This is a genomic window from Dyella sp. M7H15-1 (assembly GCF_004114615.1).
In the GTDB taxonomy this organism is placed as follows: Bacteria; Pseudomonadota; Gammaproteobacteria; order Xanthomonadales; family Rhodanobacteraceae; genus Dyella_B.
The window spans coordinates 3,211,336-3,225,978 of the sequence record NZ_CP035300.1 but is presented as its reverse complement, the minus strand read 5'-3'; the positions used below and the strand labels follow the sequence as shown (position 1 = coordinate 3,225,978).

At 59.6% G+C, this 14,643-nt stretch carries 13 protein-coding genes, 1 tRNA gene and 1 pseudogene; 4 read left to right on the top strand and 11 right to left on the bottom strand.

Translation table 11 applies throughout. The annotated features are described in order from the left end of the window. Positions 1–23: 23 nt before the first annotated feature. Both EO087_RS14785 and EO087_RS14780 read right to left on the bottom strand, forming a co-directional pair. Positions 24–929, bottom strand: coding sequence for a HEAT repeat domain-containing protein (locus tag EO087_RS14785; protein WP_128899531.1), 906 nt, complete (start codon positions 927–929; stop codon positions 24–26). Further along, positions 919–1,773, bottom strand: coding sequence for a HEAT repeat domain-containing protein (locus tag EO087_RS14780; protein ID WP_128899530.1), 855 nt, complete (start codon positions 1,771–1,773; stop codon positions 919–921). The genes EO087_RS14785 and EO087_RS14780 overlap by 11 nt, the downstream gene beginning before the upstream one ends. A 484-nt stretch (positions 1,774–2,257) precedes the next feature. On the opposite strand from EO087_RS14780, the gene istA reads away from it, so the two are divergent. From istA to EO087_RS16830, 3 genes and pseudogenes are all read left to right on the top strand, one after another. Further along, a complete protein-coding gene (gene istA, locus EO087_RS14775) occupies positions 2,258–3,826 on the top strand; it encodes an IS21 family transposase (protein ID WP_128898324.1) in 1,569 nt (522 codons plus the stop codon). A gap of 13 nt (positions 3,827–3,839) precedes the next feature. After that, complete coding sequence (gene istB / locus EO087_RS14770) at positions 3,840–4,598, top strand: IS21-like element helper ATPase IstB (RefSeq protein ID WP_128897459.1); 759 nt, start codon at positions 3,840–3,842, stop codon at positions 4,596–4,598. A gap of 221 nt (positions 4,599–4,819) precedes the next feature. Beyond that, positions 4,820–4,954, top strand: a pseudogene (locus tag EO087_RS16830) (IS1595 family transposase); the annotation flags it as partial. A gap of 19 nt (positions 4,955–4,973) precedes the next feature. Here the strand turns inward: EO087_RS16830 and EO087_RS14765 are convergent. The 9 genes from EO087_RS14765 to EO087_RS14725 all read right to left on the bottom strand — a co-directional run bounded on the left by EO087_RS14765 (position 4,974) and on the right by EO087_RS14725 (position 13,041). Then, a tRNA-Ser gene (locus EO087_RS14765) sits at positions 4,974–5,063 on the bottom strand. 360 nt (positions 5,064–5,423) lie between these two features. Continuing rightward, a complete protein-coding gene (locus EO087_RS14760; protein WP_128899529.1) occupies positions 5,424–5,801 on the bottom strand; it encodes an LrgA in 378 nt (125 codons plus the stop codon). Further along, on the bottom strand, positions 5,798–7,078 hold the full coding sequence (gene serS / locus EO087_RS14755) for a serine--tRNA ligase (RefSeq protein WP_128899528.1): 1,281 nt from the start codon (positions 7,076–7,078) through the stop codon (positions 5,798–5,800). Before serS ends, EO087_RS14760 begins: the two co-directional genes overlap by 4 nt. A gap of 104 nt (positions 7,079–7,182) precedes the next feature. Continuing rightward, positions 7,183–7,509 carry a type II toxin-antitoxin system PemK/MazF family toxin gene (locus EO087_RS14750; RefSeq protein ID WP_128899527.1) on the bottom strand — a complete coding sequence of 109 codons (327 nt, stop codon included), beginning with the start codon at positions 7,507–7,509 and terminating at the stop codon, positions 7,183–7,185. After that, a complete protein-coding gene (locus EO087_RS14745) occupies positions 7,506–7,763 on the bottom strand; it encodes an antitoxin (protein ID WP_128899526.1) in 258 nt (85 codons plus the stop codon). The genes EO087_RS14750 and EO087_RS14745 overlap by 4 nt, the downstream gene beginning before the upstream one ends. Before the next feature lie 253 nt (positions 7,764–8,016). Then, entirely contained in the window at positions 8,017–9,372 is a 1,356-nt protein-coding gene (locus EO087_RS14740; protein WP_128899979.1) for a replication-associated recombination protein A, read from the bottom strand. 379 nt (positions 9,373–9,751) lie between these two features. Further along, positions 9,752–9,871 carry a hypothetical protein gene (locus EO087_RS16825; protein ID WP_240669212.1) on the bottom strand — a complete coding sequence of 40 codons (120 nt, stop codon included), beginning with the start codon at positions 9,869–9,871 and terminating at the stop codon, positions 9,752–9,754. Positions 9,872–9,988: 117 nt separating this feature from the next. Further along, positions 9,989–10,651, bottom strand: coding sequence for an outer membrane lipoprotein chaperone LolA (gene lolA, locus EO087_RS14730; RefSeq protein ID WP_128899525.1), 663 nt, complete (start codon positions 10,649–10,651; stop codon positions 9,989–9,991). Between the two features lie 107 nt (positions 10,652–10,758). Then, positions 10,759–13,041, bottom strand: coding sequence for a DNA translocase FtsK (locus EO087_RS14725; RefSeq protein WP_164931863.1), 2,283 nt, complete (start codon positions 13,039–13,041; stop codon positions 10,759–10,761). A 397-nt stretch (positions 13,042–13,438) separates the two neighbouring features. Here EO087_RS14725 and trxB point away from each other — a divergent pair, with 397 nt between their 5' ends. Beyond that, positions 13,439–14,401, top strand: a complete 963-nt coding sequence (trxB, locus tag EO087_RS14720; RefSeq protein ID WP_128899523.1) for a thioredoxin-disulfide reductase — start codon at positions 13,439–13,441, stop codon at positions 14,399–14,401. Positions 14,402–14,643 lie beyond the last annotated feature (242 nt).

Here is a 14,643-nt window from a genome sequence, read left to right as displayed (position 1 = left end):
GCTTTTCTCATTGCATCACCAGATTAGCCCTTAAGTCCTTGAATATGTTTCCTCGCGGTGCGTCGAACAGATTCATCTTTGTCCGATGCGCCGATGCGATAGAGGTAATCTTTATCAGAAGAATTAAAATTTGCCATGTTAGATATGGCAACAAGTGCTGCTTCTCGAACCCGTCGGCAAGGCGCTTTCGCGATTAAATCGTGCAATATCTGCAAGGAATTGTCGTTGGCTATAAAGCCAAGCATGGCGATTATTGATGCTCTTTTATGTACCAGCGCAATCTCTGGCATGTCTGTGATCCGCTTTTGATGAGGATCAAAAAAATATTGGTCAGACATGAGATCGGTATTTGGAGTCACCATGACGTTCAAGGAAATCGATAATTCATCTGGTGGAAATTGGGTATGAACGTCCTCCTTTTCCTTGTATACCATCACCCTGCCCATACTTAAACGTTCTCTTCCCATGAATTCCAAATCAATGGGCTCACCGACATAGCCGATAACCTTTGATGGGTCATAGTGATAGATGTCGGTCTCGTATCCCTGGCCAAAATAACCAACTGTCATAAACATGAAGTTGTGATCATGGGTATTGCGATAGCTGAAGACCTTTTCTTCTTGACTGCGGAACTGAGACTCGAGCTTTAATGGTGTCCATATGTTGGCGCGCATGAAAAAGCCACGCCCTTGGCCAAGCAAGACTGATTGTGGCGTATAGGCGGCTAGCATGCCGTCATGCCAAAAGCGCTTTATGGCATCGTTAAAATATTCGGCTAGAAAACATCGATTGTTTGCCAGAGATCCCATCTGTGCTGATGCCTGAAAGAGGCCATCAGGTGATGTGAGGTCGACCTTTTCTTCTACGTGGCTAAGAAATGCGGGTAAAGAAATCGAATCAGCGGTGTCTGGAGTTGCGCTAAGAGGCATGTTCATCCCTCGCTTTGGTTAGCTTTTGTAACCCGGCAATCGCGGCACGGCGTATGTGCGAGTGCTTGTCGGATGTCGCTTCCTTCAGCTTCTCTATCGCAACTTCGGGATTAATCTGTCCCAATGCTTGAATGGCCGCCCACCTCACGAAGTGCTTTGGGTGATTGGCGAGTTCGGTCAGAGTTGCTGTGGAGGAATGATGGCGCATAGCTCCTAATGCTTGAGCCATGGATACAAGCTCAGAATCAATAGGGTCGGCCGCGATGGCTTGGGTTGCCAGGAGGCTCTCGCGGTGGAACGCCCACTGTAATGATTGATGTATTCCGGACGTCAGCTTGAGCGCCACAATAGGGCGATCGATCCTCACATCAAAGATGTCATATCGACCGTCAACTATCGCAATATCACCGGGTTTGTAGCTTCGACGTGTTCCGGCCTGCAAGCGGGCGTTGGGGTCAAAGGTATGATTGATAATGTTTGGGGGCATTCTGTAATGAACAGCTTGCAGATCGCCTGGACCAATCACCGCAACCAGAAGGTGCATTGGGATTGTGTAGATGTATTCAGATGAGTGGCGGTACAAGCCGACGCGTAGCTGCCAATGTTGGTTCCCGGCTAGTTGAATGTAAAAGGGATCCCAAGCAAACGACTGATAGCTGGGGTCGGAGGCGATTGCTCGAAGTTCATGCGCCGCCAACTGCTGGCGCATGTCAGAACCAAAGGCAAGGTCGCGTAAGGCCGATTCGAGTAGAAAGAGCGACTGGGGGTCTTTTGGCTCTATCTTTTCGTCCGCGATCGTTGAAAAAGACTTCAATGCGGGCAAATGGTCGGAGAATGGATCCACTTTTGTCACTCAGAGCGTATGTCGCTCCATGACGGTGGAGCACTCGGAGGTCAAGTCTCCTGTTCTTTACCTTGAACATCCATAGCGATTTGACGTATCTACCTGCCAGAAGAGATAGAAGGTACCGAAGGGGAAGGGGTAGCGGCTGATCGGCGCAAAGATAGTCGCGAAGTAAGCGCTCAGTCAACGCGCCAGGGTTTGACCTACAGGGAGTTGGCTTCCCCGCATTCTTCTCCTCGCCTCTCCCTAAATAAGTCCTGATTCCGTGACCCCTCCTCGGCATGATGCGTATTTCGGCCCATCGTGACCGCCCATTTCGGTAAGGCGTGACCGGTCATTTCGGTAAGCCGTGACCGCCCGTTTCGGTTGATCGTGACCGATTTTCGACGGTCACCGAAATCAGCGGTCACGGCTTACCGAAACGCGCCCCTCGTTGTGCATAACTTCAACGCAACGGCATCCTCCACGGCTTTTTGGAGTGGCGATGCCGACCCCGCGAGTAGCTATGCGCAAGATCAAAGAATGTCTTCGACTGAAGCTGGAGTGCGACCTCTCGCACGAATGCATCGCCTTGGCCTTGGGTCTGTCCAAGGGCGTGGTCAGCAAGTACGTGAAACGTGCCACGGCCGCCGGACTGGACTGGCCCGGCCTGTCCGCCATAGACGACAACGCGATTGCCGCCCAGCTGTGTATGTCACCACCCGCCGTGCGTGGCGAGCGGGCACCCATCGATCTGCCATGGGTGCATCGGGAGTTGCGCCGCAAAGGCGTCACGCGACAATTGTTGTGGCAGGAATACTGCGACGCGAACGCTGGCCGTCTCACGTACCAATACACCCAGTTTTGCCAGCACCTCCACGACTACACGGCCTCGCTGCGCCGCTCGATGCGTCAGTTGCACGTTGCCGGTGAAAAGCTGTTTATCGACTACGCCGGCCCCACCCTTGGCGTCGTCAACCCCGACACCGGCGAGCTGCGGCGAGCGCACATCTTCGTGGCCGTGCTGGGTGCGTCCAGTTTCACCTATGCCTGCGCCACACCGGGCGAAACGCAGATCGACTGGCTGCGCGGCTTGACGCAGGCGTTGGCATTTTTTGGTGGCGTGCCGGCGCTGGTGGTACCTGACAATCCGCGCGCGCTGATCACCCAGCCGGATCGCTACGAGCCCGTGCTCAACCGTGCTACGCAGGTGTGTGCAGAGCATTACGGCATGGCGATCCTGCCGGCCCGCCCACGACGCCCGCAGGACAAGGCCAAGGTCGAGGTCGGCGTGCAGGTGGTCGAGCGCTGGATCCTCGCGCGCTTGCGCCATCCGTGCTTTTTTACCTTCAGCGCTCTCAATCACGCCATCGCCGACCTGCTGACGGACTTGAATGCACGGCCGTTCAAGAAGCTCGACGGCTCGCGCCGTTCGTGGTTCGAGACGATCGACCGTCCCGCCCTGATGCCCTTGCCGGCGCAACCCTATGAGCCGGCGCGCTTCAAGCCGTGCAAGGTCAACATCGATTACCACATCGAGGTCGATGGCCATTACTACAGCGTGCCGCATAGCCTGGTACGCAAGACCGTCGAGGCGCGCATCACCGACACCACCGTCGAGATCCTGCATGCCGGCCAGCGCATCGCCAGCCACGTCCGCTCCCCGGCGCGCGGACGCCACACCACCGTCGCCGACCACATGCCGGCCGCACATCGTGCGCATCGGGAATGGTCACCCGGTCGCTTCCTGCACTGGGCCGACACGATCGGCGCGGCAACCCGTCAGTTGGTCGAGCACCTGCTGACCGAGCGCCCGCATCCGGAGATGGGCTATCGCAGTTGCCTGGGGCTGCTGGCGCTCGCGCGCCAGTACGGCGACGACCGCCTGGAAGCGGCCTGCGCACGCGCGTGGGCGATCGGTTCGCGCACGCGCAAATCCGTGCAGTCGATCCTGCACAACAAGCTCGATCAACACCCCTTGCCCAGCGCCATCGCCCAAACCGACTGGGTCACACCCGACCACGTCAACCTGCGTGGCCCCACCTATTACCGCGATCCACCCACCACTCACTGAAAAGGAGACCACCTTGTTGATCCATCCCACCCTTGAACACTTGCGTGCCCTCAAGCTCGACGGCATGGCACAGGCGCTGGAAGAACAGCGCCTGTTGCCGGCCTGTCACGATCTGCCGTTCGAAGATCGGCTCGGCATGCTGGTCGATCGCGAACGCCATTGGCGTGACGGTCGACGGCAGGAACGATTACTTCGTGTGGCCAAGCTCAAACACGCCCAGGCCTGCCTGGAAGATGTGCAGTACAGCGCCGACCGCGGTATCGACAAACGCCTGATCGCCACCTTGTCCGGCGGCGACTGGATCCGGCAGGGGCAAAGTGTGTTGCTGACCGGTCCGACCGGGGTTGGTAAAACGTGGCTGGCGTGTGCGCTTGGACAACATGCCTGCCGCCAAGGCTTCCCGGTGCTGTATCAGCGTGTGCCACGCCTCGCCGAGATGCTACGCATCGCCCACGCCGACGGCAGCTTCGGTCGCGTGCTTGCTCAGTTGGCGCGCATCGACGTGCTAATCCTTGACGATTGGGGCATGACACCGCTCGATCAGGCGGCGCGCCATGATCTGCTGGAGGTCATCGACGATCGCGGCAACGGCAAATCGACCCTCATCACCAGCCAGCTACCGATCGAACACTGGCACGCCTGGCTCAACGATCCCACCCTCGCCGATGCCATCCTCGACCGTCTCGTACACCGCTCTCATCGCATCGTGCTGAAGGGCGAATCGATGCGCCGAAAGTCCTCCGCCAAGCCAGCCGCCGATACCTCATCGTGACCGGTCCAGTTACACTCGAGTGCACCGCACAATGACTGGCGCTGACCGGTCACGATCAACCGAAATACGCGGTCACGATCGCCGAAATCCGCAAACACCGTATAGTCAGCTTTAATGGATTTAGAAAAAATGACCTGATTCGTTCCGAAGTTCAGCTCGCGTCGCAGCCATTGCGACGCAGGCGACGCTGAAGGCCACCCACTCATGCGGAGGCCACGATCATGGCGATAAATGCGGTTCAAATGCAGTGTGGGATGTCGCTGGCAGCGTTTCTGGAACAATTCGGCACAGAAGTGCGTTGCGCGCAAGCGCTGCGTAGGGCGCATTGGCCGAAGAGCTTTGTCTGTCCACGCTGCGCCGGGCCAGGCTTTGACTTGGCGGAGAGAGTGGGATTCGAACCCACGGTAGGCTTACACCTACGGCAGTTTTCAAGACTGCTGCCTTAAACCACTCGGCCATCTCTCCGTTTTACTCCGCAAGCAGGTGCGCCTGCGCACCTCTACGGCAGTTTGATTCCGGGCATCCTGCCCTACACCCCTTTGGGGCCATCGGCTTTGCCGATGTTCGCTTCGGCTTCCTGCCTTCGCGTCAAGACTGCTGCCTTAAACCACTCGGCCATCTCTCCGTTTTACTCCGCAAGCAGGTGCGCCTTGCGCACCTCTACGGCAGTTTGATTCCGGGCATCCTGCCCTACACCCCTTCGGGGCCATCGGCTTTGCCGATGTTCGCTTCGGCTTCCTGCCTTCGCGTCAAGACTGCTGCCTTAAACCACGTTATTGGGGGTGGCTTGCAGGCCCGGCCCATCTTGCGAGCTCAATAATCCTATCAGGAACCACGCACCCGAGGGCTATTTGAGCCTTTGCGAGACAACGCAAACAGCGCCCACACCATGATGATCACCGGAATCAGGCCGCCCAGCACGGGGAACAGCGTAGCGGGATGGTGCACGATCATCGGCACCATCTGGGTGGCGGTGGCGAAGGCGATGATCCACAAGCGCCAGCTACGGCGTTTGCGGGCGATCCAGAAACTGGCCACCACCCACACCAGAGCGATGATGTTGAGCACCAGGTCCCGGGTGGACAGCTCCCACACGGTGGCGAAGCTTAGGCGTGTGCCGATCACCGAGGCGAGCACAAACATCAGGAAGTAGCTGGTGTAGAACTCTACTTTGTCCCAGGACGTGCGCGCCGATGTGTTCATGCGACTTTCCCCGTGCCTCCCATGTAGGGGCGAAGGGCTTCGGGAATGGTGATGGAACCATCGGAATTCTGGTAGTTCTCCATCACCGCGATCAACGTGCGGCCGACGGCGAGGCCAGAGCCGTTGAGGGTGTGCACCAGTTCGGACTTGTTGGTTTCGGGGTTGCGCACGCGGGCTTGCAGGCGGCGCGACTGGAAGTCTTCGCAGTTGGAGCAACTGGAAATTTCGCGGTAGGTGTTCTGGCTGGGCAGCCACACTTCCAGGTCGTAGGTTTTGGATGATTGGAAGCCCATGTCGCCGGTGCATAGCAACAGCTTGCGGTATGGCAGGTTGAGTTTTTGCAGCACCTTTTCGGCGTGGCCGACCATTTCTTCAAGCTGCACATAGGATTCGCTGGCACGCGCCACCTGCACCATTTCCACTTTCTCGAACTGGTGCTGGCGGATCATGCCGCGCACATCGCGGCCGTAGCTGCCGGCTTCGGCGCGGAAGCACAGCGAATGCGCAGTGAAACGCAGCGGCAGTGCGTCGGTGTCCTGGATGGTGTCGCGCACGAGGTTGGTCAGCGAGACCTCGGCCGTCGGAATCAGGTAACGACGCGAATCGCCGACCTGTGTGGCGAAGAGATCTTCTTCGAACTTCGGCAACTGGGTGGTGCCGTACATGGTGTCGCTGTTGACCAGCACCGGCACGTTGCATTCCAGATAGCCGTGCTCGCGCGTGTGCAGGTCGATCATGAACTGGCCAAGCGCACGATGGAGCTGGGCGAGCTGGCCGCGTAGTACCGTGAAGCGCGCACCGGAGAGTTTGGCGCCGGCTCCGCCATCGAGCCAGCCGTGGCGCTCGCCAAGGTCGACGTGGTCTTTCACTTCAAAGTCGAAGTTGCGCGGCGTGCCCCAGCGGCTGATTTCCTTGTTGTCGGCTTCGTCTCTGCCGACTGGCACGGATTCGTGCGGGATATTGGGGATCAGCAAGGCAATGTCGGACAACTTGGCCTGCACGTCCGCCAGGGCCTGCTCGTTGGCCTTGAGTTTGTCGCCGATGCCGGTGACTTCGACCATCAGTGGCGCTACGTCCTCGCCCTTGGCCTTGGCCTGGCCGATGGCCTTGGAGCGGGTGTTGCGCAGGTTCTGTAGCTCCTGGGTTTCGGTGGACAAGTGCTTGCGTTGGTTTTCCAGTGCCTCCACGGCAGCGACGTCGAGCGCGAAGCCTCGGGTTTCCTTGAGACGCGCGGCGGTTTCGGCCAAGCGCGAACGCAGCAATGCGGGGTCCAACATGTTCGGGATCCGATATCGGGGCAAGAACGGGGAATTATCGCTGCGGGGCATGCACCGTCGCAACGCGGCACACGCCCCGCTCCGTTGCCCGCATCAGGCCGATGTTACTCAAACAGCGTGGCAACCTTCGCCAGCACTTCGTCCATGATCGCCACCGGCAGCGTATCTACCTTACGCCCACCCCGCGCAGCGAGATCAAGCACGCACGGTTGATCGCATCGCACGATCCCGGTGGTTTTGACGCCAGTGATCGGCACGGCAAAACCGAGCCGACGCGCAAACTCCCCACCGTTAGTGATCGGCAGCACTACGGGCAACTTAGTGGTTGTGTTGAATGCGGTCGGAGTCACGATCAGCACGGGTCGGCTTCCGCTTTGTTCGTGGCTCGCCGTCGGATCGAGCGACACCAGGTAAATGTCGCCACGGTTCATAGCAGCTCGCCGCCCACGGCCGGCGCATCGATCCACTCTCGATTATCGGCGGCTTCCGGTTGGCTGTAGTCCGAGGCGGCCAGCAGTTCATCCAAGGTGTAGCGCGGCCGCGCGTTCGGTTCGACCACCAAGCGACCGTGGTCCACAGCCAAGCCGACCGTCGCGCCGACTTGCAGGTGCAATTGATCAAGGAAAGCAGGTGGGACGGCCAGCATGACCGAGCCGCCGACTTTGCGCAGATAGGTGGTGTACATGAGGCACCTTCAGTGACGTGAGTTATATTTAAGTATAATTATGGCTGGATTGACCTGCAACGCCCACCATTGCCGGTAGCCGCCCTGGTGTCCTCGCCCAGGTCTATTGCATTCTGCAAATCGGCTAGTTAAAGGCCAAGCACAGCTTTTTCCGTTTCGACTGAAGCGACGTCGAAGATGATATTGCCTTTGTGCAAAGTCGCTATTTCAACAACGGCAGGGTAACTGACAGCCCATTTGGGTTATCTAGCGGTTAGCCGCGCTTCCCTTTTCTAGCGCTGCGTGCTTGCGCGCGTGCTTCACGCAACGCCAGCAATTTTTCGCGTAGCTTCAGTTCGAGTCCGCGTTCCATGGGCTGATAGAACTCGGTACCTTCCAGCGCATCCGGCAAGCATTGCTGATCAAGCGCGATGCCGCCTTCGGCATCGTGATCGTATTGATAGCCCTTGCCATAGCCGAGACCCTTCATCAGTCTGGTCGGCGCATTGCGCAGGTGCATCGGCACCTCAAGCGTGCCGGTTTCGCCGACGACGGCGCGCGCCTGGTTGTAGGCCATGTAGGCAGCATTGCTTTTGGGTGCCATAGCTAGCCAGATCGCCAATTGCGCCAGGCCCAGCTCACCTTCCGGGCTGCCTAGGCGTTCGTAGGTATCCCACGCATCCAGCGCCATGCGCCACGCGCGTGGTTCGGCCAGGCCAACATCTTCCACCGCCATGCGCGTCAGGCGGCGAGCGAGATAGCGCGGATCGCAACCACCATCGAGCATGCGTACCAGCCAATACACCGCGGCATCGGGATTGGAGGAACGCACCGATTTGTGCAGCGCTGAAATCTGGTCATAGAACTGCTCGCCGCCCTTATCGAAACGGCGGGTGCGATCGGCCAGCACTTGTTCGAGCGTGGTTTCGTCGATCACGTGGCCGTCTGCCAGTTCCGCGGCGATCTCCAGAAGCGTGAGCGCACGACGCACGTCGCCATCGGCGGCTTGGGCGATCAGGTGCAAGGCTGAATCGGCTACTTCGAGTTGCATCGCGCCCAAGCCGCGTTCGGCATCGGCAAGTGCGCGTTGCAAGGCGGCGACGATGTCGTCCACCGACACCACATCCAGCACGTGTACGCGACAGCGTGACAGCAACGCGGAGTTCAATTCGAACGATGGGTTTTCCGTGGTGGCGCCGATGAAAATGATCACGCCGCGCTCGATGTGCGGCAAGAAGGCATCCTGCTGCGCTTTGTTGAAGCGGTGCACCTCGTCGACGAACAGCACGGTGCGCCGGCCTTGCGCGAAATTCACTTCGGCTTCGGCGAGTGCCTTGCGCACATCCGGCAGTCCGGACAGCACGGCGGAGATGGCGCGGAAGTCCGCATCCGCATAGCGCGCTACCAGCAGCGCGAGTGTGGTCTTGCCGCAACCCGGCGGCCCCCACAGCACCATGGAATGCACGCGACCGGCTTCCAGTGCGCGCCGCAAAGCCTTGCCCGGTGCAAGCAGGCGTTGCTGGCCGACGATTTCGTCGAGGGTGCGCGGGCGCATGCGCTCGGCAAGTGGCTTGAGTTCTTCCGCGTCGCTGCCGAACAGTTGCGGGGTGTGTACGTCGCGTCGTTCCATCGGGGGATGATAGGGCATTCGGTGTGACTGGCCGTGCCCTGAGGTTCTCAACTTAAGGCAACGCTGAATAAGTATCGCCTATAAGAAAAGACAGTTGGGTGAGCCCCTCTCCCTGATGGCCGCAAGTGCAAACGCCGCGAACGGCGATTGGAATTTCTCCGTGCTTTAAACAGCACAGCAACCACAAAGGATTTGTGCCGAACTTTCACACATTCATCACGCACCGCCATTAGGGATATTCCGCCTATACAGGGCGCGCTATATGGGACTAAGCCAAAATCGTTCGCCTCATGAATCAGCGGCGTAGCCGCAAACAGCAGCTGCAATTCGATCATCAGCACCTCACCCTAACGGCGGCCGAGCTGCAACGCGCGCTGCTTCACGATGAAACCGCTGACCATCGCGCCGATCCGATGCTTATCGCCCAGTGCAAGGCTTCCGACGTATCGCCGTGTGCTATCGAAATGCCAAACACGGTGCTGGTGCCGGTGAGGTGCATCACTGGCTGATGGCGGAAGCACAGATAACCGACCGCGTTGATACACCCGGCAGCCAGCAGAGCAGGCCACCGCCGATCCATGCCTAACGTGGCAACTAGCGGATCATGGCAGGTGGATCAGTTTTTCAGCGGCTGCGTGGTCAGTTCCGGCAGATCGCCAATGACGTCTGCGCCCTTCGGCGGCGTGAAGTTGAAATCCTGCGATGGGATGTCCGGATTGCGCTTCCAGTTGGAGAAGCGAATGTCGGTGGTGGCGCCGAGCTGGTCCTTGAATTGCATCCGTGCCAAACCATTCGCATCGAAACCGAGGTCGGCGTAACTGAATTGCGGATCCTGCCCGTTGGAGGTGAGGCGCAGCCACACCAGACCATCACGTTCGCCCTGCTCCGTGACGGTGAATGCCTTATCGAGCTGCTTGAGGTCGGTCAGCACAGTCAGCGGGCTGTGCGCTTCTTCGGTGTCCTGCTTGCGTACGGTGACCTGTTCCAGATCCGGGTCGTACAGCCACACGCGACTGCCGTCCGCCACGATGGTTTGTTTGTAGGGTGTGCGCGTGTCCCAGCGGAATTGATGCGGTGCTTCGAGCACCAAGGTGCCGCTGCTGATCTGAACCTTGCCGCTAGGGTTGGTCATGGACTGACTGAAGTTGCCGGAGACGGCGTGCAGCCCCTGAGCAAAAGCATCTAACCGTGCCCGCGCCGGGCCAGTGGCGGCATGGACCAGACTGGCGAGAGACAACGCGAACCAGCCGGCAAGAGCTGTGAGGCGAAAACGTTTCATAAGTCCTGTTTCCGAGGGAGCGTAATGGGTAAGTGTGCGGCGGCGATGCTTAACGGGGGAGAGGGACTGACATTGCGAGAATGTTGGGCCGCGTCCACAAGAACGCCTCAGTGCTTCGGCGGCGGTGGCGCCAGCACCTCGCGATTACCATTGTGCTGGGGCGCACTGACCACGCCATCCTGCTCCATCTGCTCGATCAAACGCGCAGCGCGGTTGTAACCGATGCGCAAATGACGCTGCACGCCGGAGATCGAAGCACGGCGGGTTTCGGTGACGATGCACACAGCCTTGTCGTAGAGCTGCGCGTCGACATCGCCACCCTCCTCACCTTCCTGCGGCAGGCCGACGTCGTTGATGAATTTGCCGTCGCTGGTCGCCTGCACTTCTTCGAGCACACCTTCGATGTATTGCGGCGCCCCCTGGGCCTTGAGCCATGCGACCACGTTGTGCACTTCGTGATCGTCGACGAAGGCGCCGTGCACGCGCTCGGGCGTGGCGGTGCCGGGCGGGAGGTACAGCATGTCACCGTGGCCAAGCAGGGTTTCCGCGCCGGACTGATCGAGAATCGTGCGCGAGTCGATCTTGCTCGACACCTGGAAGGCAATACGGGTGGGGATATTGGCCTTGATCAGGCCGGTGATCACATCCACCGATGGACGCTGCGTGGCAAGCACCAGATGCATGCCGGCCGCGCGCGCTTTCTGGGCGAGCCGGGCGATCAACTCTTCCACTTTCTTGCCAACGATCATCATCATGTCGGCGAATTCGTCGATGATCACGACGATGTAAGGCAGCGTCTCCAGCGGTTCGGCAGCCAGGTTCGGCATCTCTGGATTGGGACGGAATAGCGGATCAAGCAGGGGCTGGCCGGCGTTCTCGGCATCCTTCACTTTCTTGTTGAAGCCGGCCAGATTACGCACGCCGACCGCAGCCATCAGTTTGTAGCGACGCTCCATCTCGGCCACGCACCAGCGCAGCGCGTTGGCGGCTTCCTTCATGTCAGTGACGACCGGCGCCAACAGATGCGGAATACCTTCGTAGACCGAAAGCTCCAGCATCTTCGGGTCGATCATGATCATGCGCACGTCTTTGGCGCTGGCCTTGTAGAGCAGGCTTAGCACCATGGCGTTCACCGCCACCGACTTACCCGAACCGGTGGTACCGGCCACCAGCAAGTGCGGCATCTTGGCCAGATCGGTGACCGTCGGCCGGCCGGCGATGTCCTTGCCCAGTGCTAGCGCCAGCGGCGATTTTTGCTGGTCGTATTTGTCGGAGCGCAGGATTTCGGAAAGGTAGACGATCTGTTTCTTGGCATTGGGAATTTCCAGGCCGATCACGTTCTTGCCCGGAATCACATCGACCACGCGCACGCTGACCACGGAAAGGCCGCGCGCAATATCCTTGTCCAGGCTCGACACCTGGCTGCCGCGCACGCCAGCGGCAGGCTCCAGCTCGAAGCGGGTAATCACCGGACCGGGATAGACGCCGACCACCTTGACCTCGATCTTGAAGTCTTTCAACTTCAGCTCGACCTGGCGTGACAACACTTCCAGCGTTTCCTCCGAATAGCCCGGGCCTTGCTCGGGCGCCTCATCCAGCAACGACAGCGGCGGCAGCTCCCCCGGCTGTGCGGTGCCTACAAATAACGGGATCTGCGTTTCCACGTGCGCGCGCCCACTCTTCACCACCGGCGCTGCGAGCGCCTCGATGCGCACAGGTTCGCGCTTGGCCTGTTTGACAGCCTCGGCCTTCTTCACGGCCTCGCGTTCAACCCGCGCCTGATGTGCGGCAATCACTTCCGGCGCTTCGCGCAGCTTGCCGCCAAACCAGGAAAACAGCATCACCACGCCCTGCCCGGTCAGATCCATCAATTTGAACCAAGACAAACCGGTGGCCAAGGTTACCGCCATCAGGAACAGGGCCAGCAGCAGCAGCGGCGCACCCTTGTCACCGAAGGCGCCCAGCAGGCCGTGGCCGATGGCGTGGCCGATCACGCCGCCAGCACCTTCCGGCCCCATGCTGCTGTCCGGAAAATTGATCCAGCACAGGCCCGGCAAAGTGATGAAGAAGAACACCGAACCGATCAGGCGCAGCGAGGGCTCCCACGGCTGCACGCTGCGCACGCCATGGTTGCGCAACACCTGCACGCCCAGGAACAACAACAGCAAGGGGAAGAAATAGGCCACGCCACCGAACAGGTAGCGCAAGAGATCGGCAATATAGGCACCCACCGTGCCACCCAGGTTATACACGTGCCCACTGGTGTCGGCATGCGACCAGCTTGGATCCGCACCCTCGTAGCTAAGCAGGCAAACCAGCAGATACAACGCCAGCGGCAGCAACAAGAGTGCGCCGGCCTCGCGCAGGCGGCGCTTGAGCTCCTCGCTCATGCCCACCTTTGGCGTTTCCTTTTGTACGTTCGCGCTACGCGCCACCGGAGTCTTTTTCCTTGGTTTCGGGATTTGGCATAGATTTGCGCGACGCAGTGTAACAAGGTGCAAAGGTGGTTAGCGGCGCCCCCGGCACAAAAGACCCTGCCGGGCGCCAACCCGGATGAGTTTTGCGAAATCAGTGCGTTAAGACGCTCTCGCCGCTCATCTCGCGCGCGGTTGAGCATGACCTAACTGGCTGGATTGCAGATGAATGGCGATCCAACCCCGTCGATGCCTTGAATAGCCCCAGCGACTTCCCCATCCTTGCGGACTTCCGGGGAACGCGTGCAACCCGCGCCACCGTTTCAGCGAATCACCGTACAAGTCGCCAGCAAACCCTTGAGGAATGATAGCAATGACCACCCCCAAACATAGCCGCCTGCTGATTCTCGGCTCGGGTCCCGCCGGTTACACCGCTGCCGTGTACGCTGCGCGCGCCAACCTCAAGCCAACCATGATCACCGGCTTGCAGCAGGGTGGCCAATTGATGATCACCACCGACGTCGACAACTGGCCGGGCGACGTGAAAGGCGTGCAAGGTCCGGAGCTGATGCAGCGCATGGCCGAACATGCCGAACGTTTCGAGACGGAGATGGTGTTCGACCATATCCACACCGCCAATCTCAAGCAGCGCCCATTCCGTCTGAAGGGCGATTCCGGCGAGTACACCTGCGATGCGCTGATCATCGCCACCGGCGCCACGGCAAAGTATCTGGGCATTCCCAGCGAAGAGCACTACAAGGGCAAGGGCGTCTCCGCCTGCGCCACCTGCGACGGCTTCTTCTTCCGCGATCAGGATGTAGTCGTGGTCGGCGGCGGCAACACCGCCGTGGAAGAGGCGCTGTATCTGGCCAACATCGGCCGCAAGGTGTACCTGGTGCATCGCCGCGACAAACTGCGCGCCGAGAAAATCATGCAGGACAAGCTGTTCGAGAAAGCCGCCGCCGGCAAGATCGAGTTGGTGTGGAACCACACGATTGGCGAAGTGCTGGGCGACGAATCCGGCGTGACCGGCGTGCGCGTGAAGGACATCAACAGCGGCACCACCCGCGACATCGAAGCCACCGGTTTCTTCGTGGCCATTGGTCACACACCGAACACTGGCATCTTTGAAGACCAGCTTGACATGCACGACGGCTACATCAAGATCCGCAGCGGTCTGGAAGGCATGGCGACGATGACCTCGGTACCGGGCGTGTTTGCGGCGGGCGACGTCGCGGACCATGTTTATCGCCAGGCAGTGACGTCCGCCGGTTTTGGTTGCATGGCGGCACTGGATGCGGAGCGCTGGCTGGATCAAGGCAAGCACGCCGGCTGAACACTCAAGCGTGGTTAGGTTAGCGCCAATGGCACTAATTTAAGCGCCCCTTAAGGTCTCGTGGAAGTCCTGTCTCGCCGTTATTCCCGTTTTCGCGCACGACTATCCAGGAAAAATCGAATGTCTGAAGGAGGCAAGTCTTGCGTAGGTTGGGGTGCAAACCCCAACGTCGTGATGCTCATCTGTACGACAACGTTGGGGTTTGCACCCCAACCTACGAGGTTTCACCTGCGACGAGCGAT